Genomic DNA, 26,908 nt, shown 5'->3' with positions numbered 1-26,908 from the left:
GATTGCTCCCTGTCGCTTCCGCTAAAATGAACGGGCGCGGCCTTCACCATCCGTGAAGGCCGCGCCTTTTCTTATGGAGATTCTCATGACGACACTGCGAAGCGTCACGCTGGCCGTAACGGGCGGGATTGCCGCCTACAAGTGCTGCGAACTCGTGCGCGGTCTGAAAAAGGCCGGCATCGACGTACACGTCGCCATGACGGAGCATGCCGCCGCCTTCGTCGGCCCCATCACTTTCGAGGCGCTGACGGGCCATCCCGTCGCCCTCACGGAATGGGCGCCGGGTCCTCAGGGCTCCATGCCGCACATCGAGCTCAACCGCTCGAACGACCTCCTCATCGTGATGCCCGCTACGGCGAACATCATCGCCAAGGCCGCTCACGGCATCGCAGATGACCTCGTCTCCACCATGATCGCCGCCAGACGCCAGCCCGTCCTGTTCGTGCCCGCCATGAACCGCTTCATGTGGGAGAATCCCGCGAATCTGCGCAACGTCGAGCAGCTCCGAAGGGACGGCGCCCTGTTTGCGGGCCCCGCCTGCGGCTTTCAGGCCTGCGGCGACGTCGGTGCAGGACGCATGGTTGAGCCTTCGGAAGTCCTTGACCTGCTCCCCGGACTGCTTGCACCCAAAAGCCTCAGCGGAAGACGCGTCGTCATCACGGCGGGGCCCACCTTCGAGCCCATCGACGACGTTCGGGGCATCACCAACAAAAGTTCCGGACTTCAGGGATACGAAATCGCCCGCGCCTCCCGTGATGCGGGCGCCGACGTGACGCTTGTCTCGGGTCCCGTTCACCTTCCGACGCCCTTCGGCGTCAAGCGTGTTGACGTCACGACGGCCGCGGAAATGCTCGCCTCCGTCGAAGAAGCCCTCAAGGCAAACGGCGCGGACGTCTTCATCGGCGTCGCCGCCGTGGCCGACTGGCGCATCGCCACCGCCGTCAGCGGAAAAATGAAGAAAACGGACGGCCGCCCCCCTGAGCTTCGCTTTGAAGAAAACCCCGACATTCTCAGAACTGTCGGGACGCGCAGCGACGTAAAGCTCAAGGTCGGCTTTGCTGCCGAGGCTGAAAACCTCGAGGCCTATGCCAGAGGCAAGTGCATCTCAAAACACGCGGACCTGATCGTGGGCAACCTTGCACGCACAGCCATCGGAAGCCCCGACAACTGCGTGCTCCTTGTAACGCCAGAGAGCGCCGAAGCCTTCGGGCCTGCCTCCAAGCGGGAGGTTGCACTGAAAATCGTCAGCCGCATCGCCTCCATGCTCAATTCTCAAACCTCACTCATTCAGAACCATGCAGATTGACGTCAAAATCCTCGACGAACGCATGCGCGAACGCATGCCCGCCTACGCCACGCCCGGCAGCGCAGGCCTCGACCTCCGTGCCCTTCTTGACGAGCCTCTCGTCATCAATCCCGGTGAAACCGTGCTGGTGCGCACAGGCCTCGCCATCCACATCGGAGATCCCGGCTATGCCGCCCTGATCCTCCCACGCTCGGGGCTCGGTCACAAAAAAGGCATCGTGCTCGGCAATCTCGTTGGTCTCATCGACAGCGACTATCAGGGCGAGCTGATGATCTCGACCTGGAACCGCGGTCAGGCACCCTTCACGCTCGAACCCTTCGAACGCCTCGCTCAGCTCATGATCGTGCCCGTCATGCAGGCGGACTTCCGCGTGGTCGATGAGTTCGACGAAAGCGAACGCGGCGAAGGCGGCTTCGGATCCACGGGCAGGGGCTGACCTCTCTCCAAATGAAACAGGCTTCCACACGGAAGCCTGTTTCATTTCAGTGATCTCAAACAAACATCAGTCGCGCTCGTTCCAGTCCTGTTCGTCGTCCTCATCCTCATCGTCGCCGAAAAGGATGTCGTCGAGCGCCTGATGATCCTCAAGCGAAAGACCGCTCCTCTGGTCCCGCCCGAGAGAGTTGCCCGCGTCCACGACAAAGACAGGGCGGCGTTCGGACGAGAACATCACTTCAACGCGGGCGCCTGCAGCATCCTCATACCCCGGGATGTCGTTGGCAAGCCTCCCATCGCCCGTCAGGCGGTCGGCGGCAGGACTCTGGAAAGCCTCGAGATATGCGTCGTGCAGAGAACGGTCGACCTCAATCCAGCAGCCCCATGTGAAGCTCGCATCGTCTTCGTAGGCGAGCGGAACCTCAACCACGCCGAAAAGATAGGTGCGACCGTCCATTCTGGCAAAGTCATCGGTATGGACGGCGCCGCGGCGGTAGCGTTCGAGCGAATCCAGCATCCAGATCTCGTCCGGAAGCTTCATCTGAATGTCGCGGCAGAGCTCGTTGATTTCAGTCATCAGGCTTCTCCTTCAGGACCGTCCTCCGACAAACGGGACGGCTTCTGGTCATTGTAGTCGGCAGCAGGGATTTCAAACACCACTTCCTCACCGCCCGCATCGGTTCGGATGTCGAAGACGACCTTTCCACCACCCGCCAGGCGGCCGAACAGCAGCTCTTCGGCCAGCGGACGGCGGACCTTGTCGGCAATCAGGCGGCGCATCGGACGCGCCCCCATGTGCGGGTCGTAACCGTTTCTGGCCAGCCAGGCGCGGAAGTCCTCCGAATAGACGGGCTCGACACCTCTGGCTCTGAGCTGATCGGAAAGCTCGGCAAGGAACTTGTCCACGACGGACGCAATGGAATCCACCGAAAGCGGCGCGAAGCGCACCACGGCGTCGAGTCGATTGCGGAACTCGGGCGTGAAGGCCTTCCTGATGGCCGCGCCGTCATCTCCCGTCCTGCTTCCGCCGAACCCGATGGTGTTGCGCTCCATCTCTCGGGCGCCCACATTGCTGGTCATGATGAGCACCACGTTTCGGAAATCCGCCTCGCGGCCGGAGGCGTCGGTGAGCTTGCCGTGGTCCATGACCTGCAGCATCAGGTTGAAGAGCGACGGGTGCGCCTTTTCCATTTCATCGAGCAGCACGACGCTGTAGGGATGCTTCGTCACCTGCTCGGTGAGAAGCCCGCCCTCGCCGTGTCCGACATAGCCTGGAGGCGAGCCGATGAGACGGCTGATCGTATGCGATTCCGCGTACTCGGACATGTCGAAACGAAGAAGCTGTACGCCGAGCGCTCCCGCAAGCCTGCGGGCCACCTCGGTCTTGCCGACGCCCGTCGGCCCCGTGAAGAGGAAGGAGCCCACGGGACGCTCGGGATTGCCGAGCCCCGAACGGGAGACGCGGATCGCCGAAACGATTCTGTCGATCGCCTCGTCCTGACCGAACACAGCACTTCGAATGACCTTGTCGAGCGCGGCGAGCTCACCGTGCTCGCTCTCGGAAATCTGCTCGGCCGGAATGCGGGCCATGCGCGCGACGAGCTCGGGGAGCTTCTGCACGCCGACCTCGATGGGCGTCTCATTCCCCGCCTCCCTGTTCATGCGGGCTGCGCCGCCAAGCTCATCCACCAGATCGAGCGCCTTGTCGGGGAAGGGCCTGTCCGTAATCCAGCGATCGGCCAGCGCCACGGCCCTTTCTGCAACCTCGGGCGCGTAATGCACGCCGTGGTACTGCTCGAACTTCGGAAGCACGCCCGTCACGATGCGCAGAGCCTCATCTCTGGAGACAGGCGCGAGCTCCACCGTCTGCAGACGACGCGTGAGCAGATCGTCCTTGCTGAAGGTCTGGCGCCAGGCGCGGAAAGTGGACGTCGTGATGAGGCGCAGCGAATCGTCGCCCGCCAGATGACCGAGCGCGTTGTACTCCTCCTGCGAGTTGCCGTCGGTGCCGTTGATCAGCATATGCAGGTTGTCGATGAAGAGCACGGCTCCCGGCACCTTCTTGATGACGGAGACGATTTCCGAAAGCTTTTCGGCGAATGCGCCCTTGTAGCGGCTCGACATGGAGGAGGCGTTGAGCGCAAAGATGCGGAGCCCCCTGAGCGCCGCAGGCACGCGGCCCTCATGGATGCGAAGCGCAAGCCCTTCGACCAACGCCGTCTTGCCCGCGCCCGTCTCACCGAGGATCAGCGGCTTGTTCTTGCGCCTGCAACAGAGGATTTCGCAGATGCGCAGCACCTCGGCGTCGCGTCCGATGAGAGGATCAAGCTCCCCTCCTGCCGCTGCCGCGCTCAAATCGCGCGTGCACCCCTGCAGGTACTTTTCCTCTCGGCTCAGGCCCTTCGCCCGGGGCTTGTCCGTCTCCACCGCCTCAGCCTGATTCTCAGGCTCGTCTCCAGAATCGCTCCCGGCAACCCGGTCGGCTAGACGGAGGATCATCTTCTTAAGAGCCTCCGGAACCTCGTCACCATCATTGAGATTGATGCGCACGACCTTCCCGCCGCGTCCGTCGGCAACGACCTCGCCCCAAGACTCCGTTCCGGCCGTCGCTGCGCCCTCTCCTTCTTCACCCTCTTCCACCTCTTCATTCCTGGCCTCCTCGTCGGGACCTCCAAACAAGAAGTCATCGAGAAAATCCGCCATGAAGCCTGTGGTCGCAGGCGGCGTCAGCGTATAGAAGCCCTGAGGACCGTGAAGCACGGCATCACGCCTGCGAAGCTCGGCAAGCGTAACCCCCGCCTGATCCCAAGCCTGGGAAATGACGGACCCTGCCGACATCACCGTCTTGATGGCGATGAGAATGTCATAGACGTCGACGACGCGATCGCGGCGCCCCGCGCTCATCACGTGGATGCCTGCATTGGCAAGCCACGAAACGACGCCGGCATCCTCGATTGCATCGAATTCCGGCAGGTCCGCAAGCGTCATGGCCTCGCACGACTCCACCTTGCGACAGACGTCTTCAGCCTTGGAGAGCCACGCCTGATTGGCCTGCTCAAAGCGCTCGACATCAAACCCGGCCTGCGAGAGCGCGTCCTGCGTCGCCTGATGCCTGCACAGGAAGGCAAGGAAAAGAAGCGGAACCCAGTCATCGCTGGCTTCCTGCGCGCAGAAGAGCGTGGATCTGACGATCTCCTCCACGGCGTCCTGAAAACGATATTCCGTCATAAGCAGCTCCGGACAGTCAGAGGGAAAGGCCGCCGCCCTCGGCGGGCACGGCAATGCAGGTGAAGGGATAGCCGTCTCTGCGGGCCTCGCTCATGCATTTGGCGACAAGGCGAAGGGCCTTGACGCGCGGATAGACGCCTGCGATGCCCCTGCCCTGCTGATGCACGCTTCGCGTGACCGTCATGGCGTCGACCGGCGTGCGCTCGAAAATTCGGATGAGTACGTCGATCACCCAGTCAAAGGGCGTGTAGTCGTCGTTCAGAAAAACCACCATCCAGCGATCGGGCGACCTTTCCTCGCCCCTTTCCTTTTCCGCGGCCGTGCCGCAGGAAGAATCCACAGTCATAGCTGCCTTCCCAGTGTCGTGTGATCCGTTGAAGCTCCCCTGTCTGAAGACAGAGTATTCACTTTGACCGTCAGACAGCTCTTTCAGGGGGCAAAGCCGCCTGAACGTCACCGTCCGTACAAAGTGTGCGCGGCAGACCTCTTAATTAGATGGTCAGCTCCCAAGGGGCATCGAACACCGGAGACCATCCATGCAGAACTTGACAAACGGGCAAAAAAAGAAGCACTCTCTCTTTTCTCTCGCTAGCGGGCTCGGGGCCCATGCGAGTACACCGGCATCAAAGTGCCATTGAGTCTTGATACTCATACGACAAGAGGAGTGCTTCGACATGAATACTACACAAAATTCGACTAAAAGCAAAATCGTGAAAGTCATCGGCGTTGACCTCGCGAAAGATCACTGCGATGTCATCGGCTACGATGAGAACGGAAAAATTTGCTTAAGGCTGGATGGATGCTCCTATGCAAAGCTTCGGGAGATTCTGTCCAATCTGCCTCAGGCTGTTGTCCTGATGGAGGCATGCAAGGGCAGCATGTTCCATGCTCGGAGTATCGCTGATCTCGGTCATGAGGTGCGCCTTGTTAAAGGGGCCGACGTAAAGGCACTTCGCAATATCAATCATAAGAATGACCTGCGTGACGCCGCCTATATCGCCAAGCTTTACTTCGTACCAGGTACCACGTACGTCTACATTAAAAGTCAACAGCAGCAGTCCCTGCAGTTTCTGCAGAACGAGTATAAGAGCCTTCAGGAGTTGCGCATTCAAGCAGGCAATCAGATCCACGCGGGACTCGAAGAGTTCGGATGTCCCGTCCGAAAATCTTCGAAGTTCATTAAGACTCGCATGGTGGCGCATCTTGAAAAGCATGCCGAGCTTATTCCTGAGGACGTGATGGCTTCGTTTAAGCGCAGGCGTGAGATTTGGCTCAATCTTCTTCAGCAAGAGGAGGAAGCCCAGAGGCGGCTGGAACAGGTGGCTGCAACTGATGCCAATGCTAAGCGCATCATGACGGTTCCCTGCGTTGGACCTCAGACGGCAGTAGGACTGCTGGTTCATGTTGGCGTCGACTTCGGGCGCTTCAAGAATAGCAGGCAGTTTGCGGCCTCCCTTGGGCTTGTACCAAAGCAGAACAGCACCGGCGGCAACAGCAGGCTCAACCACATCACCAAATGTGGGCCCAAGAGGCTTCGTTCCAATCTCGTGCAGTGCGCGCAACTCGTCCTCATGTACGCGGAAAAGTGGAAGGGGAATTTCGGTGACTGGGTGCGAAAAATGCGAGACAGCGGAAAGAAACATGGCGTCATTGTCTGCGCCATCGCAGCCAAGTTAGCTCGAATCATTTATCGTCTGATGAAAGACAAGGTCGATTACACATCTGTACTAAGCTGTTAAAGGTGCATATCGCACAGAGCGATCATCGGCCAATTCCCGCCAAGGACTACGAAGGCAACTACTAGTGACGAATCGTGCTCAACGCAATAGAGTGATGCTGTGAACGGTAATGTGATATCGCGTAGTTAGCGTTAATCACGCCCTCTTAATAAAGCACCTCTATTGCCCCGAATCTCACTATGTCGGCGGAGGTTTAGGAATGAATACCTCCTGACCGCGGATGTATTTCAGTGAAGCCCTTTCTTCAACTTCGAATGAGTTGCAGCAGGTTTCTTCTGGTAGAAGTCTGAATGAGTTACAGGCGCGCAGTGCGCGCTCAAAAAGGAAGGAAATAGAGTCTGCTGAAAGCTTGTTGTGCGCAAGTCGACGAGGCCTTTCGAGCGACTTACCGGGCGCTGCGCTCACGAAGAGAATGGGGAACCAAACCCGGGCAGGCAGCTGCTTGTCATATGAAAGCCTTCTCGATTCCGTAATCTGACTTTACAAATTTAGTGGTGTGGCTTCGCCACGTATTGGATGGAGGACGCGCATGGGCGCGCCCTCCAGGGGGAGTTGTACCCCAAAAAATGCCCCGAACACTTGCAAACGGGGAGCTGACCATGTATTCCCGTTCCGCCTTGCTACCGCAATTCGGCTTTGTGAGCCCCGAAGCGTCTTTCGATACTTCAGGGTCGCTACAAGGTTCATGACGACACAGACCGCTGCCGCTCAACAGTGCTTCCGCAGTCGTCCACTTCTCCAGGAGAAGGGCTCGGTCGTGTCCTTTTTCAGTGGCATGGCACGCCAGAAACGCACTCATGGCGTCTCGCTGCACGAGCGTGCCGGTGTTTCCCCAGCGGTGCCACCTTTCCTTCAACGGCTTCTTACGGTACGCATCCGTTTGCGGATCGTACTGCGACATCTTCAGCTTATAGGCATTGAGTTCGATCACCTCGCAGCCGGCGCTTTCAGCCTTGCGTTTGAGATGCTCCACAAACTTACCCATTCCCCTCCGGTTTGTCGACCGTCCGAAGCAGCGTTGAAAGCTTGTACATGATTTCCTGATTGTTCGTGCCTTCGATGGAATTGAGTCCACGCCAAAAGGTTTTGAAGCGAGGTCTGCCGGCTTTCCGGAACATGTGACGCTGGAGAGCCCTCCAGACCGCTTTACCAATGCTTTGCGCTTCATGAGCCCCAATGTCTTTTCGACCGCTCGCCTTGCGATGATTATTCGCAATGATCGTAAGGCCGAACTCGGTTAGTCCAAAGGCTTTGTGAACAGCACTGAACGCTTTCGTGCGTGCTTTCCCCTTGGGCATGTCCCGTGCCACCCGCCACTCCTGCGTTTCACGCATGCGCTGCAAACGTCCGAGAGCTGTCCCGAGCGTCGCATTGTAGAGCGTGCGTCCGAACTCAAACGCCTTTTCGAGAAAACGATTCTGCTGATCGTTCACACGAAGCGGAAGTTCGACAATGTAGGAAGGGGTGGTGGTATGCATAAGGCAATGTTACTTCACGTTCGAAAACTTTGTGCGCCTTACCTCCCATTGAAATGAGAGGATTGCGGCGCACGGGTTCTGTCATGCAAAAGGAGACCGACTATGTACGAGACATTAGCACACCTCGCCCAAAGTCCCGTCCCCTGAAGCGCAGGAAGGGCGCCTTCCTGAGAAGGCGCCCTTCCGAGCATCATGAATCGAACGTCCTTATGCGGCGAAGTTCTGCTGAGCGAACTCCCAGTTCACGAGGCTGTCAAAGAACGCATCGATGAACTTCGGACGGGCGTTGCGGTAGTCGACGTAGTAGGCGTGCTCCCAGACGTCCAGCGCGAGAAGCGGCTTCTGATCGCCCGTGAGCGGCGTGCCGGCGTTGCTCGTGTTGACGATGGCCAGCGTGCCGTCGGCATTCTTCACGAGCCACGTCCAGCCGGAACCGAAGTTGCCCGCAGCGGAGGCCGTAAAGGCCTTGCGGAAGGCGTCATAGGAACCCCAGATTGCATTGATCGCCTCAAAAAGGGCGCCTTCGGGCATGCCGCCGCCCTGCGGCTTGAGGCCCTGCCAGAAGAACGTGTGGTTGAAGACCTGGGCCGCATTGTTGAACACGCCGCCCGTGGAGGTGCGGATGATTTCCTCAAGGGACTTGCCTTCGAAGTCCGTGCCGGCGATCAGGCCGTTCAGATTGTTGACGTAGGTCTGATGATGCTTGCCCCAGTGGAATTCCAGGGTTTCACGGCTCATGGCGGGCTCGAGGGCGTCGAGCGCATAAGGAAGAGCAGGCAGAGTAAACATGTTGGTATCTCCCCCGAACCTGTCGGGATCTGAGTTTCGATAAATGAAGTTTATCATAAAAGATCTGCCAATATAGACTCCTAATATTTGGATACAACCTTCACACGAACAGGCTCCCTTTTGTCTGCAGGATCATTTCGCCACGGCCTTCCTGCTGCCATCAGCGAAGCAGAGCGTGAGTTCGTCCCCCGTCGCGATTTCGGCGGCTGCAGTAACCGTTCCGTCCGCAAGTTCGACTCTTGCGTAGCCGAGCTTGAGCGGCTTGTCGGGATCAAGTCCTGCGAGTGCATGTCCGAGCGCCCGCAGGTGCAGCGCAGCCTCGTCGAGGCGCCTCTCCATGTCGGGAAGTCTCCTCTCGAGGAGCCTGAGCTCCATGTCCTTCCTGTATGCCGACTGCTCGAAGGCAGCCGCCAGACCTGTCCGGGTCTGGTCCAGGCGCCGGCTTTGTGCGTTGCACGCGCGTTCCGCCGCGAGTTCAAGGGTCTTGTCCAGAGACGTCAGCCTGACGCTTCTGGCCCGCAGCACGGCGTCCGGCGACTGCAGGCACAGAGCGAAGTGATCGAGCCTGCGCGCCCGTGTGCCGAGCACTCCCTCCGATGCATCCTCCAGACGCTGCGCCAGCGCTTCGAGCTGTACGCTGCGCCTCCGGGGCAGGGCGCCGATGCCTGCGAGCCCCGAACCTGCGGTCTCGAGGCGCGCTTCGCGCCCCTGCAGGCTGCCTGCGGCAAGACGTTCGAGCAACATCCCGTTGCGCACAAGATTCCCCTCCTGCCTTGAGAGGAAGCCGTCCTGCCTGCTCATCCTTGCCTCGAGCCGGTCGAGCGTCTGTCCTGCGTCATCCGTCTTTCTGTCCACGGCCAGCGTCATGCGCTCTTCGAAGTCATCAAGAAGCGAGCGCCAGTAGTGAATGTCCGGACCGATGTGCTCCGCAGCGGCGGTGGGCGTGGAGGCGCAGACGTCGGCTGCAAGCGCCGCGAGCGTTTCGTCGGACTCATGACCGACCCCCGCGATGACGGGCGTCTTCAGGCTTCTCAACTTCCTCACCAGACGCTCGTCATTGAAGGCGGACAGGTCCTCGAAGGAGCCGCCGCCGCGAACGAGCAGGATGACGTCGGCCCCGGCCGCATCCGCACGATCGAGTGCAGCCATAAGCGACAGAGGAGCCGACTCCCCCTGCACATAGGCGGGCGAAAGCATGAGCCTCACCCACGGCGTCCGCCTGTCGATCGTCCTTCGGACGTCCTGCAGTGCCGCCGCCTGAGCGCTCGTCACCACGACGACCCGCCTCACGAAAAAGGGAAGCGGCTTCTTTAGGCCTTCGAAAAAGAGTCCCTCCGCGGAAAGCCGGACCTTCAGCCTCAGATAGGCTTCATAAAGCGCCCCCGCACCAGCATGGCGCCAGTCCGTCACCTTGATCTGCAGATCACCGCTTTTGGCATAGACGTCCACAGCCCCGGTCACCTCGATCCTGTCGCCCGTTCTAAACGTTGCGGGATGACGTCTGGCGCTGCCGGCAAAATACGCGCATCTGATGGAGGCGTCCCTGTCCTTGAGCGTCAGATATACGTGCCCCGACGCAGGCATCGAAAGGTTGCTCACCTCCCCCGACACCCAGACACCGCCCAGCATGCCGCCGAGCGCACTGCGGATTCGAGCCACCGCAGCCCCGACCCCCAGAACGTTTTCAGATCGGGCCGGCTCCCTGCGAAGCGGTACGGACGGACGAGCGGAGGCGGGACGACTAAAGCATTCGTCATCAAAAAGAAAGGGATAATCGGGCATAAGGTCCCTGTGTACAAGCCTGTGGATAATTGTCGGAGTCTGCGAACGTCCATTCTACCCTTTGCCCGTGCTCGTCAGGCGCTCCGGCGCATCCGCCCCGCAGGCCAATCCGAGTCCCAAAGCCTGAAATTTCCACACTTTGCACAAAAATTAGGCAGTTGGCACTTTTACCTTTTATTTCATGATGTTAACTATCAAAAAACAGACTTATCCACAGAGCTACTCACAGCCTCTGGGGAAAACGCCTAATGCTCACGTCGACGGTACCGACGGACATGCAGATTTTCATAAAAAAGTCAATAGGGACAGAAAGAAAATCGGCAGGGTTGTCCACATCCCTGCAACAGTAGGCGAGTCACGAAGTCGCATCTGAGTAGGAAGGCCCCGAACACTGACAAAATACGCAATCGCTTGATTTTCAAATGTTTTTCAACCGAGGGGAGAAGTCTTCGCCCTCTTCGCCCGTCTTTTGCAAGCTCTGGTAGAGAGCGAGCGTGGAAAAGCCAGCGACTTGTCCACACAGTTATCCACAACATCGTGGATAACTTCCGATGCCGAAAGCCCCGTCCCTGTCGTCAAAAAGCGCCCTTGCGGCGCGCACCGGGGGGTGAAAACCGTTTATCATTACCGCTCCCGCGCAACTGCATGCGCTCTTCCATCAACGTCATGTCCGACAAGCCACCCCCTACACCCTTTTCCTCGACCATCCCGCCGGCATACGCCGCAGCGTCCGTTTGTTCGCACATCCATGCGGAGGTGCTCTCATGACATGGCGCGCCGGTCTTGAAGCCTGGGCTCACCGCCAGTGGGCCTCCCGCGGCCCCGTGGCCTGGCTTCTTTCTCCGCTCTCCCTCGTCTTCCTCGCCGTCAGTCGTTCGCGCCGCGAGCGTACCGTGCCCAACCGTCTGCCTGTCCCCGTCGTCGTGGTCGGCAACATTTATGTCGGCGGCACGGGCAAGACGCCCGTGACGATCGCCCTTGTCCGCGAGCTTCAGGCACGCGGTTGGCGCCCGGGCGTCATCTCCCGCGGCTTCGGACGCCGCGAAGACGGCATTCGACTGATCAACGAGGAGACTCCTGCCGCCGAAGCCGGCGACGAGCCTCTTCTCATTGCAAGGGAAACTGGAGTCCCCGTTGCCGTCGGTCGAGCCCGATTTGAAGCGGGCAGAGCGCTTCTCGAGGCGCATCCCGAAGTGGATCTGATTGTGAGCGACGACGGTCTGCAGCATGCGGCTCTCGCCCGCGACGTCGAAATCGCGGTCGTCGGCGCGCGCGGCCTCGGCAACGGCTGGGTGCTTCCCGCGGGCCCGTTGCGCGAGCCTCCCTCCCGTCTCGACACCGTGGACGCCATCGTTCTCAATACATCGAACGAAGCCGTCGTCGAAAGCAGGACGCCGCGCTTCGCCGCCTCGAGTTGCTTCGGCGCCTGCACGCAGCTTGCGACCGGCAGAACCGCCCTCATCGACGAGCTTGCCGACAGGATTCACGCCGAAAAACTCAAGCCGCTCTCCGCTGCCGGCATCGCCGCTCCGGGACGCTTCTTCGCGATGATCCGCGCCCATGACATTGAGGGAGCCGAGCTCGAGCTTGGCGACCATTTCGACTTCGCCGAGAATCCCTTTGCGAACCGCACCGAGGACATCATCTTCATCACGGGCAAGGACGCCGTCAAGTGCCGCCACGATCCGGCGCTCGCAGGCGACAAGCGCATCTGGGTCGTCGGTCTTGAAGTCAAGCTCGACTCCTACCTGATCGACCTGATCGACAAGCGCGCCCGCGACGCCGCAGGCAGGCACTGACCTCGCTTCAGCAAGCCATGGAAAGCGCCTCCCGCATCCCCTGATGCGGTTCGAGGCGTTTTTATTATGGTTTCCGCCCCACCACGAGCGGTAAAATGTTGGTTTTAATCCTTTCCGAAAGGGATACTGAGAACAATGTCCGCCAAACTCAACGACATGATCGTCTGTCCTGTCTGCAAGGGCAGGCTTCTGCAGGGCGACGGCGAGCGCCGCGAGCTCGTCTGCCCGCGCTGCCGCCTCGCCTTTGAAGTCCGCCACGACATTCCCGTGATGCTTCGCAACGCCGCCCGCAGCCTGAGCGACAACGAGGCGCGCCACTACTCCGAGCGCTCGGCCGCACTCGATCCCAAGTGAGGTTCTCATGTCCTTTACCGTGATCATTCCTGCGCGCCTCAAGTCCTCGCGCCTTCCCGACAAGCCGCTCGCCGACATCTGCGGCAGACCGATGATCGTCCGAGTCGCCGAGCGCGCCCTCTCCTGCGGCGCGGACAGGGTCGTCGTGGCGGTGGACGATGCGTCCGTCTACGAGGCCTGCGCAGCCGCAGGCCTTGACGTGATCATGACGGATCCCCATCACCCGACGGGCACCGACCGACTTGCCGAAGCCGTCGCCAAGATCGGCCTTGCCGATGACGAGATCGTCGTCAACCTTCAGGGTGATGAGCCTCTGATGCCGCTTAACATCATCCGAGACGTGGCCGACCTGCTCGCCTCCAGGCCCGACTGCGCCATGGCGACTGCCGCACACACCATCCACGACGTCGAGAGCTTCTTCAATCCCAACGTCGTCAAGGTCGTGCTCGATGACCGCGGCACCGCCCTCACCTTCTCCCGCGCTCCGATTCCCTGGCCCAGAGACCACTTCCGAGAAACAAAGGAAAGTCTCCCCGAAGGCTTCGCGCCGCTTCACCATCTCGGTCTCTATGCCTACCGTGCAGGCTTCCTGCGCCGCTTTCCCACCCTGCCTCAGGCTCCTTTGGAAAAGCTCGAGAGTCTGGAGCAGCTTCGCGCCCTCTACTACGGCGAGCGCATTGCGGTCATGGTGCTTGACGCCGCCCTTCCTGCGGGCGTCGACACTCAGGAGGATCTTGACCGTGTGCGCGCGATCTTCGAAAAGGGCGCGCCCGTCTGATTCCCGTTGCGAATACGTGCACGGTCTTTGACTTCATGCGGATTCGGGATAAAATTTGCTTATTCTCCGCCGTTCCCCCGGACGGCAGGCCGCCGGAAATCTCCGGCGTCGTTCATTACATAATCGAAGGAGCATTCCAATGCGTCTGATTCTGATTGGGCCTCCCGGTGCCGGCAAGGGCACGCAGGCCAAGTTCATCTGCGAAAAGTTCGGTATTCCCCAGATCTCCACGGGCGACATGCTTCGTGCCGCCGTCAAGGCGGGCACCCCGCTCGGTCTGGCTGCCAAGGCCGTGATGGACAAGGGTCAGCTCGTCTCCGACGACATCATCATCGGTCTCGTCAAGGACCGCCTCACGCAGCCCGACGCCGTGAACGGCGCCCTCTTCGACGGCTTCCCTCGTACGATTCCGCAGGCTGAAGCCCTTCAGGCCGCAGGCATCCCGATCGACTTCGTTCTCGAAATCCAGGTGCCTGACGCCGAAATCGTTGAACGCATGTCCGGTCGCCGCGTCGACCCCGTCTCCGGCCGCACGTACCACATCAAGTACAACCCGCCGAAGGTTGAAGGCAAGGACGACGTGACGGGTGATCCGCTCATCCAGCGTGACGACGACCGCGAGGAAGTCGTTCGCAAGCGTCTCGACGTCTACCACAGCCAGACGGAAGCCCTCGTCGGCTTCTACAGCGACCTCGCCAAGTCCGGTGACAAGACCGCTCCGCAGTACCGCGCCATCTCCGGTCTCGGTGCCATTGACGCCATCACGGCCCGCGTCTTCGAAGCGCTGAAGTAATTCCGCACCTTCGCCGACAACGCTCAAGCCCGAAGCACCCGCTTCGGGCTTTTCCTTTTTGGAGGGCCCCGCTCTTCATCCCCTCCCCGAAGGTATGATTGAGGCATTCCTCCAATGAAACCGTCCTCCGCCATGCCTGCCTATCAAGAAATCATCGATGTACTCCGCTCCGCCGTGAGCGACACGGGGCTCATAACCGATCCCGCCGACATCTCCGCCGCCGCTCTGGACGGCAGAGGACGCAGACAAGGCGAAGCGCTTGCCGTCGTGCGACCCGCCTCGACCGAAGAGGTTTCTCTCGTCATGAAGACTGCCGCCGCATACGGACTCTCCGTCATCCCGCAGGGCGGCAATACTAGCAATGTCGGAGGCGCCACGCCTGAACCCGGCGCCTCCGCAGAGACAGCACGACGAACTCTCATCCTTCAGCTCGGCCACATGAAGCGCATTCTGAATGTCGACACCGTCAACAACACGATCACGCTTGAGGCCGGCGTCGTTCTGCAGGATGCACAGAAGGCCGCCTCGGATGCAGGGCGCCTTCTTCCCCTGTCGCTCGCCGCCGAAGGCTCATGCCAGACAGGAGGCGTCATCGCCGCCAATGCGGGCGGCGTGCACGTGTTGCGGTACGGCATGGCGCGGCGTCAGGTGCTCGGCCTCAAGGTCGTGCTCGCCTCAGGCGAAGTGCTCGACCTCATGAAGGGGCTTCGAAAGGACAATTCAGGCTACAGCCTGCGGGACGTCTTCATCGGATCCGAAGGCACGCTCGGCGTCATCACCGAAGCCGTCCTCGCGCTCGAGCCCATGCCCCGCTCCATCGTCTCGGCCTGGATCACGCCTCGTCGCCTTGAAGACGTTGAAACGCTCTTTGAAACACTTGAGGCGGCCTTCGGCCCCGGTCTCACCGCTTTCGAACTCATCGGTCGCACGCCGCTCGAATCGCTCTCGGCCGTCACGGGCATGACGCCCCCCGTCCCTCTTTCCGACTGGCAGGTGCTTCTAGACGTCTCCGACTGGCGACGGGATTCCGATGAATCCTCAGAAGAACTCGAGGGCGTTCTGGCACCGCTTCTCGAGAACGGACTGATTCTCGACGGTGCCGTTAGCCGCAGCGAATCGGACCGCGAGGCCTTCTGGCGCTGCCGTGAGACCATTCCCTCCGCCGTCAAGCGTGAGGGCGGAAACGTCAAGCACGACATCAGCGTCCCGCGCTCAAGCCTCGTCCGCTTCATCAGGGAAACAAGCGCCGCCCTTGAGGAGACCTTCCCGGGCGTAAAGCCCTCCGTCTTCGGCCACTACGGCGACGGGAACCTGCACTTCAACGTCGGTCCCGCCGGCATCGCCTTCCCGCATGAAGAAGCCGTTCACAGGCTCGTGCACGACCGAGTCCTTGCCGAAGGCGGCTCCATCGCCGCAGAGCACGGCGTCGGAAGTCTCAAGACGCAGGAGCTCAAGCGCACCAAGACACCGGAGGAGCTGGCCGCCATGCGTGCCCTGAAACTCGCCTTCGACCCCGACAACCGTCTCAATCCGGGCCGCATCGTCGAGATCTGAGGAGTGCGCCATGCCGATGCCGTCCGCTTACGAAACACGTTCCGAGGCCTTTTTCAGGCTCTATGAGGGTGAAACGCCCCAAGAGATTCAAACGCTCCTCACCCGATGGATACCCAAGGGAAGCCGCGTTCTAGAGCTCGGTTGCGGATCGGGCCGAGATGCCCGCTTCATGTCGGGCCTCGACGCCATCGTCGAAGCCACGGACGGGAGCGGGCCGCTGCTGAAGCTCGCCGAGGCCAGAGCTCAGGCCCTCCTCGGCGCCGAGTCGCCCTCCTTCTCCCTGCTTTGCCTTCCTCCCGACAAGGCTTCCGAAGACGCACTATTCGCCCGTCTCCCCCGCTTTGACGCCGTCTACACCTGCGGAGTTCTTCAGCATCTGTCCGACCATGAACTCTATGAAGCCGCATGCTTCATGGAGCGTGCGGTCACGGACAAGGGCACGCTGATCGTCGTCGTGCCTCTTGACCACAAGGGGGATCCAGATCGCAAGACCTTCTTGCGCGATTCGCTCGACTATGCCACGCTCTTCGAGCGCATGGGCTTTCGGCTGGCCTCGCAGGAAATCCGGGACGGCGTCGGCTCTCCCGGTCACGAGTGCAGATGGGCGTCCTGCGTTTTTCTTCGCGACTCACAAAGCGAACTGAGCAACAGACGATTCAGGCACATTCTCGAAAAGGATGCCAAAACCTCGACCTACAAGCTCGCGCTCCTACGCGCACTCTGCGACATCAACCGCACCATGCCGCGCAGCGTCCGCTTCGACAATGGCAAAGCTCTGGTGCCGCTCGGCCTCATCGCCGAACGATGGATCAGGGACTACTGGCAGCTCGCCAGCGGCCCCCGCATGCCCAGACAGATCCATCAGAACAGAGAGCTCGGCTTCGGCACTGCGCTCGAACGGACCATGACAAAATGTCATAGCCAATACGGCGTCTTTGAATCCCTGATGCGAAACGAGGCACGTTCAAAGGATCAGACCTCACTGCTTCAACAGCTCTTCGACGATGTCGTCACGACCGCTCTCAAGGGGCCCATCCATTACATTCAGGATGACGGCAGGAACCCCGTTTTCACCTACGTCGCCACGCACACCGGTCGCAGGCCTCCTTTTACAGGACGCGGATCAATCATCGAACGCTACGGTCTCCTCGCCTTTCCCGCCGAACTCTGGCTCGAACTCAACCGCATCGCCCCCCTGGCTCGAGGACAGCTTGATTCTCGAGTGGGCCAGACTCTCCGCACGCTTTGAATCCCTGTGCAGCGCTGAGCACGCCCTTACGCAGGCCGACATCGTCGTGCGCCTTCTGCCGCCGGAGTCCGCCCGCGACACGGACTTTACCGCAAGCGCCTACAAGGCTGCAATCAGCCGAGGCTCCCTTCGGAGCATCTGGAGCGGAACGCCGCTCAAGGCGCAGACGCTGGCCGTCAACCACATGCTGCCCTGGGCCCGCTTTCACTGCAACGACCTCTGGAACCTCATGCCCACCGACCGCGTGGAAAACGGAAGAAAGTCGGACGCCATTCCGTCCGCCGACATTCTGCATGACTCGCGCGACAAAATATTCTCGAACTGGGCCCTGCTCTCCTCGCTCGCTCCCACCCGCTTCGCCAGTGAAGCTGAAATAGCGCTCACCCGAACGCCGCTTCCCAAACTGCATTGGGAAACCCCGCTTTTCGACGCACTTCTGGAAACCGCCGACATGGCGGCGAGACAACTTCAGTCCGCCCGATGGCCCTGAAACGCCTCCTTACCTGAGAACGGCGTCCGCCCGTCACCCGATCTGCTATCCTCATCCGACAGGCCTTCGCCTTCCGTCGCCCATAGGCAACAGAAGATGCATTTCGCACGCCTGCGCACAAACACTGCAAACTCTGTGAGGACTCCCCCAATGTCTGTTCACATCACGCGCCGCGCGCTGATTGGTTCCGCTTCCGCCGCTGCGGCACTCTGGCTCACAGGCTGTGCGACCACCGCCGCCCCCCGTGAGGAAAACATCCGCCCCGCCACCTTCAGCAATCTCGGCGCCCGCGCCGCCCCCGCCACGCCTCTCACCGCCAAGCGCATTCCCATGCCCGTGGTCGATGCCTTCAAGGGCGACGGCATCTTCTTCTTCGACGATGATGAAGGCGCGCAGTTCCGCATCACCGACCTGATCCGTGAAAACAACCGCTACAAGGTCGAAGAGGACTACGCCTTCGGCAAGCCTCACGGCTTCTCCTGGGGTTCCGGTGCCGTCGGCATCATGAGAGACGGCCGACGCGTTCCGCCTGAAAATCCGACAGGACTCCGCCCCGAGGGCGACCACGTCGTCATCGAATTCGACGGCAGGGAAAAACTCGAGCTTCGCGTCACGCTGGAGGCCTACGACGTCTCCGGTCAGGAAATCCGAGACTTCCTGCGCACCCGAGGCAACATGCCGACCAAGGCCGCGCTCTTCATGGGCGAGGAGCGATTCCCCGCAGGCAGTGTAGCCTATGCCGCCACGCTCTGGATCATTCAGGACGAGCTGCTCGCGCTGAGCCACACTGCCTTCACGGGTTCGAACAACATCGAGGACTTCTCCGAGCGCTTCACGAAGGAAACGCCATACTGTCTCAACGTGCTTCCCGGCGACGGTGTCACGCCCGTGGGCCTTCGCTTCGAAAAGACCATCAAGAAGAAGACTGGCAAGGAAAAGATCAAGACGCGCCGAGGAACAAAGACCCGCACGGTGGAACTGCCGCAGAACGGCCTCGTCAACGTCTATCACACGAAGTCCGGCACGATCTTCTGCCAGCGAAGCAAGCCCGACCCCGTCGTAAAGGCCCGCTGGGACCTTCGCTACCTCAACGGCACCCGCACGCTGACGGTCGACTTTCCCACGCTCATCGACTCCCTGAGCATCGGCCTCATGACTGCCAACCGCGGCAAGCTCATGCCGGCCTTCGCCGAGGAGCTCACGCCGACGAGCCGCAAGACCCGCGTCATTCCCACCGCCGTCTGGCTCAAGAATGAAAGGATCCGAGACAGCCAGTACCGCTTCAACAAGACCGCAGCGACGGCCGTCAAGGCCGCCATCGAAGCCTCCCGCCCGCGCCGCAAGGCCTGGGAAGCCGCGAATGAAAGCGACGTGACGCGCCGCGCCCGCGCCCTTCAGGCCAAGAAGGCCGCCTCTGGCAAGGCACGCAGGACGCCCGCCAAGAAGCGCTGATCATCCTTTCGCGTACGAAAACGCCAGAGCTTTCACCCTGGCGTTTTTCATGCCGTCATCAGCCTTCGCCGAAGGCCTCCTCCCATGCATACTGAATGAGCCCCGCTCCCCTGTCCTTGATGGCCGCAGGATCGGAAAGCACCTGACGCCATCTGCGTGCGCCGGGCAGCCCCTGAGCCAGACCGTTCACATGACGAGCCACGGCACGGATGGCGTGCACGTCGTCCCTGTAGTTCTCCTCCAGATACGCCGTCATGCGATGAACGCATTCAAGGCGCGTCACGTCGTGCTCAACACCGTAGAGCACCTCGTCGACGCCGGCGAGCATCCAGGGATTCTGATAGGCCGCGCGTCCCACCATCACGCCGTCCATGCCTGCATCAACAAGCGCCTTCGCCTCGTCGAGGGAGGCGATCTGTCCATTGATCAGCATCACCGTGTCGGGAAAGTCCTTCTTGAGCCTGAAGGCAGTCTCGCGAACAAGCGGAGGAACCTCTCGATTCTCCTTCGGCGACAGCCCCTTGAGCCAGGCCGAGCGCGTATGAACGATGAAGACGCGGCAACCAGCATCGTAGACCGTGCCCACGAAGTCGCGCACAAAGCCGTATTCGTTGTGATCATCCACCCCGATGCGGTGCTTCACCGTCACGGGCTTGTCCGTCACGTCCTGCATCGCCCTGACGCAGGCGGCCACGGTCTGAGGCTCGAGCATCAGACACGCCCCGAAGCTTCCCTTCTGCACACGCTCGGAAGGGCATCCGCAGTTGAGGTTGTATTCGTCATAACCGTAAGCTGATGCAATTCGGACGGACTCCGCCAGATCGGCAGGATCCGAGCCGCCCAACTGCAGTGCGACGGGATGCTCCGGCTGTGAAAAGCCGAGCAGGCGGTCACGATCGCCGTGAATGATCGCCCCAGTCGTCACCATCTCGGTGTAGAGGCGAGCCCTGCTCGTGAGCAGCCTGTGAAAGTACCTGCAGTGCCGGTCTGTCCAGTCCAGCATCGGCGCCACGGTGAAGCGCCAGTCCCCGGGATTGAGAGGCATGAAAGTCGGTTCCGTAAACAAGTGTTGTTGAATAAAAATTAAGCCGCCCCGAAGGGCGGCTCATAAGTCGAGATCTTACCTGTCGTCAAACGTGCCGTCGACATATAGCCATCGGCCGTTCTCAAGACGGAAGCGGCTGTTCTCCTCCAACCTGAAGGCGCCCTGAGAGGTCCTGCCGCGCGCGGTGAAGCTGACTCTGCCCTCCGCCCCTTCCTCGTAAGAGGAGTGAATGACGAGGGAAAGCCACTTCGGCCGTTCCTCGCCATCTTCGAAAAGGACGGCGGGCCGCGTTTCAGGCGCCCACGTCTCTAGGACATAGGCGTCGAGATCGAGAGCATATGCCGAATAGCGGCTTCGCATCAGAGCCTCGGGCGTTTCTGCGGGCACACCCGCATGAAGACGCCCGCAACAGGCTGCGAGTGCGAGCCCGCTCCCGCAAGGACAGGCCGCATCACACCCCTTCGACTTCTTCTTACTCATCCTTCTCGCCGAATTCGTTCTGAACGGCGCGGGCGGCGCGCTTGCGTTCGAAGTCCTTCAGATAGCGCTTGCGCAGGCGGATGGAGTGCGGCGTGATTTCGACAAGTTCGTCGTCATTGATGAACTCGACGGCGCTTTCCAGCGTGAGCTTGACAGGCGGCACCAGACGGATGGCTTCGTCCGTACCGGAGGCACGGATGTTGGTGAGCTGCTTGCCGCGGATCGGGTTCACGACGATGTCGTTTTCACGGGCGTGCTCGCCGATGATCATGCCTTCGTAGAGCTTGTCGCCCGGGGAGACGAAGAGGCGGCCGCGCTCCTGAATCTTCCAGAGAGCATAGGCCACGGCATCGCCGTCGTCCTGGGAGATGATCACGCCGGAGCGGCGCTCACCGATGTCGCCGCGGCTGATGGGACCGTAGTCGTCGAAGACATGGCTCATAATGCCGGTGCCGCGGCACATCGTCATGAAGAGGCTCTGGAAGCCGATGAGACCGCGGGCGGGAATGCGGTATTCAAGGCGGACGCGGCCCTTGCCATCCGGCTGCATGTCCTGCAGGTCGCCCTTGCGGCGGCCGAGCTCTTCCATGACGGAACCCTGATGCTCTTCCTCGACGTCGACCGTCAGAAGTTCGTACGGTTCCATCTTGACGCCGTCGACTTCCTTGAGAAGGACGCGCGGACGGGAGACGGCCAGTTCGAAGCCTTCGCGGCGCATGTTCTCGAGAAGAATCGTGAGATGAAGTTCACCGCGACCGGCGACTTCCCAGACGGTTTCGTCGTCGGTGTTACGCACGCGCATGGCGACGTTGGACTTGAGCTCGCGTTCGAGACGTTCGCGAATCTGGCGGGACGTCACGAACTTGCCTTCACGGCCGGCGAGCGGAGAGGAGTTAACCTGGAAGTTCATCGTCAGGGTCGGCTCATCGACCTTGAGCATCGGGAGGGCTTCGGGTTGCTGAAGATCGGTGATCGTCGTGCCGATGGAGAGCTCTTCAATGCCGTTGACGAGCACGATGTCGCCGGCTTCGGCTTCATCGACGAGCTGACGCTCGAGACCCTCGAACTTCAGGACCTGATTGATCTTCACGCGCTTCGGGGTGTCTTCCGGACCGTTCATGATCGCGACGTCCATGTTCGGGCGGATGCGGCCGCGATGCACGCGGCCGATGCCGATCTTGCCCACGTAGCTCGAGTAGTCGAGCGAGCAGATCTGAAGCATCAGGGGGCCGTCGGGATCGTCGTCACGGACGGGGATGTACTTGATGATGTCGTCGAAGACGGCGCGCATGTTGCCGATCTGCTTGAGCTCTTCGACGTCGGTCGTGTGACCGGCAAAGCCGTTGAGAGCGGAGGCGTAGATCACGGGGAAGTCGAGCTGGTCTTCCGTGGCACCGAGCTTGTCGAAGAGGTCGAACGTCTGGTTGACGACCCAGTCGGGACGGGCGCCCGGGCGGTCGATCTTGTTGACGACGACGATGGGCTTGAGGCCCTGGGCGAGAGCCTTGCGGGTCACGAAGCGCGTCTGCGGCATCGGGCCTTCAACGGCGTCGACGAGGAGCAGCACGCCGTCGACCATGGAGAGGACGCGTTCAACTTCACCGCCGAAGTCAGCATGCCCCGGGGTGTCAATGATGTTGATGTGCGTACCTTCGTATTCGACGGCGCAGTTCTTCGAGAGAATGGTGATGCCGCGTTCGCGTTCCAGATCGTTGGAGTCCATCACGCGTTCAGCAACCTGCTGATTGGCGCGGAAGGTGCCGGCGCTGCGAAGCAGGCAGTCCACCATCGTGGTCTTGCCGTGGTCGACGTGCGCGATGATCGCAATGTTACGAATAGCTCGAGTCATTTTTTTCTCGTGTTGATTTAATGTGCGATGAGTCTTTCAGGCTCAAGGACGCCGCGCTCGTTTGCGCGGGCCGTCCCGAGCAGCATGTTGTTCGGTCCGTATACGCGGACGCGCCCCCGCATTGTAAGCCCGAGGGCAAGGCGCTGTCCCGTCATGAAGCGTGCCGTCTGCATTTCGTCAAGCGTCACGGCTTCAAAGGTCTGCAGAAGAGAGTCGGCCCCCTTGAGAAGACGGCGGGCCTCTTCGGGAGAGCCGCATTCTTCAAGCGTCTCAACCGTCACGGCGTCGTCGATAGAAAGGTCGCCGACGCGCGTGCGGCGAAGAGCCGTCAGATGAGCGCCGCACCCAAGCCTGCGCCCGATGTCCTCGGCAAGCACGCGAATGTACGTACCCTTGGAAACGAGACACGTGAGTGTGAAGGACGTGCCGTCAAAATCGGAGGCCGCGATCTCGCGCACGGTGACCGTGCGCGGAGCACGTTCAACCGTCTCACCCTGACGGGCGAGCTGATAAAGGCACTTGCCGTTGACCTTGAGGGCTGAGTACATGGGCGGAATCTGAACGATCTCACCCAGAAAGGCGGCGACGGCCTCTTCGAGCGCCTCGGCCGTCACGTCGACGGGATGACGCTCGACGATCTCGCCCTCGGCATCGCCCGTGGACGAGACCTCGCCGAGCTTCACGCGGGCGACATAGCCCTTTTCGGCGTGCAGCAGGTCGGCGGAAAACTTCGTTGCGTTGCCGAAGCAAAGCGGCAGAAGCCCCGTGGCCATCGGATCGAGAGTGCCCGTATGGCCAGCCTTCTGCGCGTTGACAAGCCTGCGCACCGTCTGGAGCGCAGCGTTCGAACTCATGCCGAGCGGCTTGTCAAGGAGCATGACGCCGTCAATCGGATCTCCACGCCTGGCCAAGTCAGTTCTCCTCGGGACGCGTTTCGCTCATGGCCTTGCGGATGAGGGCGTCCATTTCGAAGCCGCGGTTCACGCTGTCGTCGTGCGCGAAGTGAAGCGTCGGCACAGTATGGATCGTCAGCTTGCGAAAGAGATGGTTGCGAAGCATGCCCGCTGCGGCATTGAGACCTTCCTCACAGACGGCGGGATCGCTCCCGATCACCGTAAAGAAGACCTTGGCATGCGCATAGTCGGGCGTAATCTCGCAGCCCGTCACCGTAACGAGGCCGACGCGGGGATCGCGGACCTCCTTCGGGATGAGCACGGCGAGATCGCGGGCGATCTGGTCGGCCACTCGGAGGGAACGGCCGGGTTTCTTCGGTTTCATGAAGGTTGCCCCCCTTGCATAAAGTCAATGACGGGAGGACAGCCCGAAGGCATGTCCTCCCCTGATGTTGGAACGATCCTCTTAAAGCGTGCGGGCGACTTCGGTCACCTCGAAGATCTCAAGCTGGTCGAGCTCACGGATGTCGTCGTAGCCCTTGAGCGACAGGCCGCATTCCTGACCGGCCTGAACTTCGCGGACGTCGTCCTTGAAGTGCTTGAGGGAGGCGAGCTCGCCCGTCCAGATGACCACGTTGTCGCGAAGCAGTCGGACCGACGCATTGCGGCGAACCACGCCTTCGAGCACGCGGCAGCCGGCGATGTTGCCGACCTTCGGCACGCGGATGATCTGGCGGATCTCGAGAAGGCCGAGAGACGTTTCGCGGCGTTCGGGAGAGAGCATGCCGCCCAGAGCGGCCTTAACGTCATCCACGGCGTCGTAGATGATGTTGTAGTAGCGGATGTCGATGCCTTCGGTCTCGGCAACCTTGCGCGCCTGAGCGTCGGCGCGGACGTTGAAGCCGATGATCACGGCGGACGACGCAGCGGCGAGATTCACGTCGGACTCGCTGATGCCGCCGACGGCGGCATGAACGACCTGAACGCGGACTTCGTCCGTGGAGAGCTTCGTAAGCGCATGGATGAGCGCCTCCTGAGAGCCCTGGACGTCGGCCTTGATGATGAGCGGCAGCGTCTTGACTTCGCCCTCGTTCGCACCGGAGAAGAGGTTGGCGAGGTTCGTCGCATGCTGTTTGGCGAGTTTCTGATCGCGGTACTTGCCCTGACGGAAGAGCGAGATTTCACGGGCCTTGCGCTCGTCGTTGAGAACGATGACCTCGTCACCCGCGGCAGGAACGCCGGAAAGGCCCTGAATTTCGACAGGGATGGACGGACCGGCGGCCTGCTGGGCCTTGCCGAGTTCGTTGATCATGGCGCGCACGCGGCCGAATTCCTGGCCGACGAGCACGATGTCGCCGCGATGCAGCGTACCACCCTGAACCAGAATGGACGCGACGGGGCCGCGGCCCTTGTCGAGGCGGGATTCGATCACGATGCCGTGGGCGGGACCTTCGACCGGAGCCTTGAGCTCGAGCATTTCGGCCTGAAGCAGCACGTTTTCAAGAAGTTCGTCAACACCTGCGCCCGTCTTGGCGGACACGGGGCAGAACGGCACGTCGCCGCCCCACTCTTCAGGCATGACGTCGTTGGCAACGAGCTCCTGCTTTACGCGCTCAGGATTGGCCTCGGGCTTGTCGATCTTGTTGATGGCGACAACAAGCGGAACGCCGGCGGCACGAGAGTGCGCAATGGCCTCCTTCGTCTGGGGCATCACGCCGTCGTCGGCGGCAACCACCAGAATGACGACGTCGGTGGCCTGAGCGCCACGGGCGCGCATGGCCGTAAAGGCTTCATGGCCCGGGGTGTCGAGGAAGGTGACGATGCCGCGCGGCGTCTTCACATGGTAGGCACCAATGTGCTGCGTAATGCCGCCGGCTTCACCGGCCGCAACCTTGGCACGACGGATGTAGTCGAGCAGCGAGGTCTTGCCGTGGTCGACGTGGCCCATGATCGTGACGACAGGCGGACGCGGCAGAGCGGGATATTCGACGTTCTGCAGTTCACCGAGGATGGCTTCGGGATCGTCCGGCTTGGCGGCGACGGCCTTGTGGCCCATTTCCTCGACGATGAGCATCGCCGTGTCCTGATCGAGCATCTGGTTGATCGTGACCATCTGCCCCATCTTCATGAGGGTCTTGATCACTTCGGTGGCCTTGACGGCCATCTTGTAGGCGAGGTCCGCAACGCTGATCGTCTCAGGCACCTGAACTTCACGCACCACCTGCTCCTGAACCTGCTGAACGGGTTCGGCATGACGGTTGCGGTCCTGGCTGCGACGGCCGCGGGCCGTGCGCCAGCCGGTCTGCCCGGAATCGTCCTCACCGCGCGTCTTGATCGTGCGGCGATGCTGACCCTCATCACCGAAGCGGTCGGAGCCGCCCTTGCCGCCCTTCTTGCGGTCGGACGGGTGGCCCTTGCGGCCATCACCGGCATTCTGCTGCGGCTCGGCGGCCGGACGCTGCGGACGAGCGGTCTTCTTGGCCTTGTCATCCTTGGCGGCAGGCTTCTGCTCAGCGGCCTTCGGGGCTTCGGCGGGCTTTTCAGCGGGCTTGACCTTCTTGGCGGTGAGAACTCCGTTCTTGCGGTTCATCATGGCGCGGATGCTGCGGGCCTCCTCCTCGGCCTTGCGGCGAGCTTCCTCGCGGCGACGGCGTTCGGCGGCCTCGGCCTCCATGCGCTTGGCAGTGGCGGCGGCCACTTCAGCATCAAGCTTGGCCTTTTCGGCCTCGCGACGGGCGGCCTTGAGGGCGGCCTCGTCCTTTTCCTGTTCCTTCTTCAAAGCTTCCTCACGAGCACGGGCTTCTTCAGCTTCACGGCGTGCGGCTTCGGCACGTTCCTGGGCGGCGCGGCGCTCCTCTTCCTCGCGGATGCGGGCTTCCTCGGCGCGGCGGGCCTCTTCAGCACGGGCGCGCTCCTCAGCCTCCGCACGGGCGCAGGCTTCGGCGGCGGCCTTTTCCTCGGCGGCGCGGCGGGCCTGAGCGGCTTCGGCTTCAGCGCGAGCAGCCTCCTCGGCGAGCACCTGCGGATTCTTCACGAAGACGCGCTTGCGTCGCACTTCGACCGGAATCGCACGGGAGCGGCCGGAGCCGTCCTGCTGCTTGACGACGCTCTGTTCCTTGCGCGTGACGGTGATCTTGCGCTGAGCCGATTGCGTGCGCTCGACGCGCAGGCTGTCGAGCAGGCGCGTCTTGTCGGTCTCGCTCAATTCATCCGTTTCGCTCGCCTTGTTGACGCCCGCGGCTCGAAGTTGAGCCAGAAGCGTCTTGGCGGCCACCTTGAGTTCCTGTGCGAATTCGCTTACCGTTTTGCTGGCCATAAATTCCTTTCTCCTTGATGCCTTCAGCCTGAATGCCCTGCGTCCTCTGGGACGCTGCGGGACTTTCCCGGACCGAACGCATCTGCCGTGCCTGCGTCT

Annotated in this window: 24 protein-coding genes; 11 read left to right on the top strand and 13 right to left on the bottom strand. The window is 61.3% G+C overall.

Features of this window, described 5'->3' with window-relative positions; genetic code table 11:
* Window positions 1-85 precede the first annotated feature (85 nt).
* Both coaBC and dut read left to right on the top strand, forming a co-directional pair.
* Entirely contained in the window at window positions 86-1,306 is a 1,221-nt protein-coding gene (gene coaBC / locus HMPREF9465_RS07485) for a bifunctional phosphopantothenoylcysteine decarboxylase/phosphopantothenate--cysteine ligase CoaBC (protein WP_005435630.1), read from the top strand.
* Complete coding sequence (gene dut / locus HMPREF9465_RS07480) at window positions 1,296-1,742, top strand: dUTP diphosphatase (RefSeq protein WP_005435627.1); 447 nt, start codon at window positions 1,296-1,298, stop codon at window positions 1,740-1,742. The genes coaBC and dut overlap by 11 nt, the downstream gene beginning before the upstream one ends.
* Window positions 1,743-1,808: 66 nt before the next feature.
* Here dut and HMPREF9465_RS07475 read toward each other — a convergent pair whose 3' ends face one another.
* From HMPREF9465_RS07475 to HMPREF9465_RS07465, 3 genes are read right to left on the bottom strand one after another with little or no spacing between them, the layout of a single operon-like run.
* Window positions 1,809-2,318: a DUF2199 domain-containing protein gene (locus tag HMPREF9465_RS07475; RefSeq protein ID WP_005435625.1), complete on the bottom strand. Its 510-nt coding sequence runs from the start codon at window positions 2,316-2,318 to the stop codon at window positions 1,809-1,811.
* On the bottom strand, window positions 2,318-4,969 hold the full coding sequence (locus HMPREF9465_RS07470) for an AAA family ATPase (protein ID WP_005435623.1): 2,652 nt from the start codon (window positions 4,967-4,969) through the stop codon (window positions 2,318-2,320). Before HMPREF9465_RS07470 ends, HMPREF9465_RS07475 begins: the two co-directional genes overlap by 1 nt.
* 16 nt (window positions 4,970-4,985) lie before the next feature.
* The gene (locus HMPREF9465_RS07465; protein ID WP_005435621.1) at window positions 4,986-5,315 is read right to left on the bottom strand and encodes an ATP-dependent Clp protease adaptor ClpS; all 330 of its coding nucleotides are present in this window, start codon (window positions 5,313-5,315) and stop codon (window positions 4,986-4,988) included.
* Window positions 5,316-5,643: 328 nt separating this feature from the next.
* Here HMPREF9465_RS07465 and HMPREF9465_RS07460 point away from each other — a divergent pair, with 328 nt between their 5' ends.
* Window positions 5,644-6,708: an IS110 family transposase gene (locus HMPREF9465_RS07460; RefSeq protein WP_005435619.1), complete on the top strand. Its 1,065-nt coding sequence runs from the start codon at window positions 5,644-5,646 to the stop codon at window positions 6,706-6,708.
* 445 nt (window positions 6,709-7,153) lie between these two features.
* Here HMPREF9465_RS07460 and HMPREF9465_RS13740 read toward each other — a convergent pair whose 3' ends face one another.
* From HMPREF9465_RS13740 to xseA, 4 genes are all read right to left on the bottom strand, one after another.
* Window positions 7,154-7,693: a hypothetical protein gene (locus tag HMPREF9465_RS13740; protein WP_005435617.1), complete on the bottom strand. Its 540-nt coding sequence runs from the start codon at window positions 7,691-7,693 to the stop codon at window positions 7,154-7,156.
* The gene (locus HMPREF9465_RS13735; RefSeq protein WP_005435615.1) at window positions 7,686-8,186 is read right to left on the bottom strand and encodes a hypothetical protein; all 501 of its coding nucleotides are present in this window, start codon (window positions 8,184-8,186) and stop codon (window positions 7,686-7,688) included. The genes HMPREF9465_RS13740 and HMPREF9465_RS13735 overlap by 8 nt, the downstream gene beginning before the upstream one ends.
* Before the next feature lie 207 nt (window positions 8,187-8,393).
* Window positions 8,394-8,975, bottom strand: coding sequence for a superoxide dismutase (locus tag HMPREF9465_RS07445; RefSeq protein ID WP_005435613.1), 582 nt, complete (start codon window positions 8,973-8,975; stop codon window positions 8,394-8,396).
* A gap of 132 nt (window positions 8,976-9,107) precedes the next feature.
* Window positions 9,108-10,634, bottom strand: coding sequence for an exodeoxyribonuclease VII large subunit (gene xseA / locus HMPREF9465_RS07440; RefSeq protein ID WP_196793873.1), 1,527 nt, complete (start codon window positions 10,632-10,634; stop codon window positions 9,108-9,110).
* 887 nt (window positions 10,635-11,521) lie between these two features.
* Between xseA and lpxK the strand changes: the two genes are divergently transcribed.
* The 8 genes from lpxK to HMPREF9465_RS07395 all read left to right on the top strand — a co-directional run bounded on the left by lpxK (window position 11,522) and on the right by HMPREF9465_RS07395 (window position 19,226).
* Complete coding sequence (gene lpxK / locus HMPREF9465_RS07435) at window positions 11,522-12,556, top strand: tetraacyldisaccharide 4'-kinase (RefSeq protein ID WP_005435609.1); 1,035 nt, start codon at window positions 11,522-11,524, stop codon at window positions 12,554-12,556.
* A 135-nt stretch (window positions 12,557-12,691) separates the two neighbouring features.
* The gene (locus HMPREF9465_RS07430) at window positions 12,692-12,910 is read left to right on the top strand and encodes a Trm112 family protein (protein WP_005435607.1); all 219 of its coding nucleotides are present in this window, start codon (window positions 12,692-12,694) and stop codon (window positions 12,908-12,910) included.
* Between the two features lie 7 nt (window positions 12,911-12,917).
* Window positions 12,918-13,688, top strand: a complete 771-nt coding sequence (kdsB, locus tag HMPREF9465_RS07425; protein ID WP_005435599.1) for a 3-deoxy-manno-octulosonate cytidylyltransferase — start codon at window positions 12,918-12,920, stop codon at window positions 13,686-13,688.
* Between the two features lie 139 nt (window positions 13,689-13,827).
* On the top strand, window positions 13,828-14,481 hold the full coding sequence (gene adk / locus HMPREF9465_RS07420; RefSeq protein ID WP_005435598.1) for an adenylate kinase: 654 nt from the start codon (window positions 13,828-13,830) through the stop codon (window positions 14,479-14,481).
* A 114-nt stretch (window positions 14,482-14,595) separates the two neighbouring features.
* Window positions 14,596-16,035 carry an FAD-binding oxidoreductase gene (locus HMPREF9465_RS07415; protein WP_005435597.1) on the top strand — a complete coding sequence of 480 codons (1,440 nt, stop codon included), beginning with the start codon at window positions 14,596-14,598 and terminating at the stop codon, window positions 16,033-16,035.
* 10 nt (window positions 16,036-16,045) lie between these two features.
* Window positions 16,046-17,284: a class I SAM-dependent methyltransferase gene (locus HMPREF9465_RS07410; RefSeq protein WP_005435595.1), complete on the top strand. Its 1,239-nt coding sequence runs from the start codon at window positions 16,046-16,048 to the stop codon at window positions 17,282-17,284.
* The gene (locus HMPREF9465_RS07405; RefSeq protein WP_005435593.1) at window positions 17,247-17,774 is read left to right on the top strand and encodes an HNH endonuclease domain-containing protein; all 528 of its coding nucleotides are present in this window, start codon (window positions 17,247-17,249) and stop codon (window positions 17,772-17,774) included. Before HMPREF9465_RS07410 ends, HMPREF9465_RS07405 begins: the two co-directional genes overlap by 38 nt.
* 150 nt (window positions 17,775-17,924) lie before the next feature.
* A complete protein-coding gene (locus tag HMPREF9465_RS07395) occupies window positions 17,925-19,226 on the top strand; it encodes a hypothetical protein (RefSeq protein WP_005435591.1) in 1,302 nt (433 codons plus the stop codon).
* Window positions 19,227-19,284: 58 nt separating this feature from the next.
* Here HMPREF9465_RS07395 and dusA read toward each other — a convergent pair whose 3' ends face one another.
* The 6 genes from dusA to infB all read right to left on the bottom strand — a co-directional run bounded on the left by dusA (window position 19,285) and on the right by infB (window position 26,809).
* Window positions 19,285-20,271, bottom strand: a complete 987-nt coding sequence (dusA, locus tag HMPREF9465_RS07390) for a tRNA dihydrouridine(20/20a) synthase DusA (RefSeq protein ID WP_005435589.1) — start codon at window positions 20,269-20,271, stop codon at window positions 19,285-19,287.
* Window positions 20,272-20,346: 75 nt separating this feature from the next.
* Entirely contained in the window at window positions 20,347-20,751 is a 405-nt protein-coding gene (locus tag HMPREF9465_RS07385) for a YchJ family protein (protein ID WP_051009050.1), read from the bottom strand.
* Complete coding sequence (gene typA / locus HMPREF9465_RS07380; protein ID WP_005435585.1) at window positions 20,744-22,600, bottom strand: translational GTPase TypA; 1,857 nt, start codon at window positions 22,598-22,600, stop codon at window positions 20,744-20,746. The genes HMPREF9465_RS07385 and typA overlap by 8 nt, the downstream gene beginning before the upstream one ends.
* A gap of 17 nt (window positions 22,601-22,617) precedes the next feature.
* Window positions 22,618-23,511, bottom strand: a complete 894-nt coding sequence (truB, locus tag HMPREF9465_RS07375; protein WP_005435584.1) for a tRNA pseudouridine(55) synthase TruB — start codon at window positions 23,509-23,511, stop codon at window positions 22,618-22,620.
* Window position 23,512: 1 nt separating this feature from the next.
* Window positions 23,513-23,878, bottom strand: a complete 366-nt coding sequence (gene rbfA / locus HMPREF9465_RS07370) for a 30S ribosome-binding factor RbfA (RefSeq protein ID WP_005435583.1) — start codon at window positions 23,876-23,878, stop codon at window positions 23,513-23,515.
* Window positions 23,879-23,959: 81 nt separating this feature from the next.
* Entirely contained in the window at window positions 23,960-26,809 is a 2,850-nt protein-coding gene (gene infB, locus HMPREF9465_RS07365; protein WP_005435582.1) for a translation initiation factor IF-2, read from the bottom strand.
* Window positions 26,810-26,908 lie beyond the last annotated feature (99 nt).

Source organism: Sutterella wadsworthensis 2_1_59BFAA (genome assembly GCF_000297775.1).
Classification (GTDB): Bacteria; Pseudomonadota; Gammaproteobacteria; order Burkholderiales; family Burkholderiaceae_F; genus Sutterella; species Sutterella wadsworthensis_A.
Note: the sequence above shows the minus strand (reverse complement) of the source record. Positions and strands in the feature narration are given on the sequence as shown.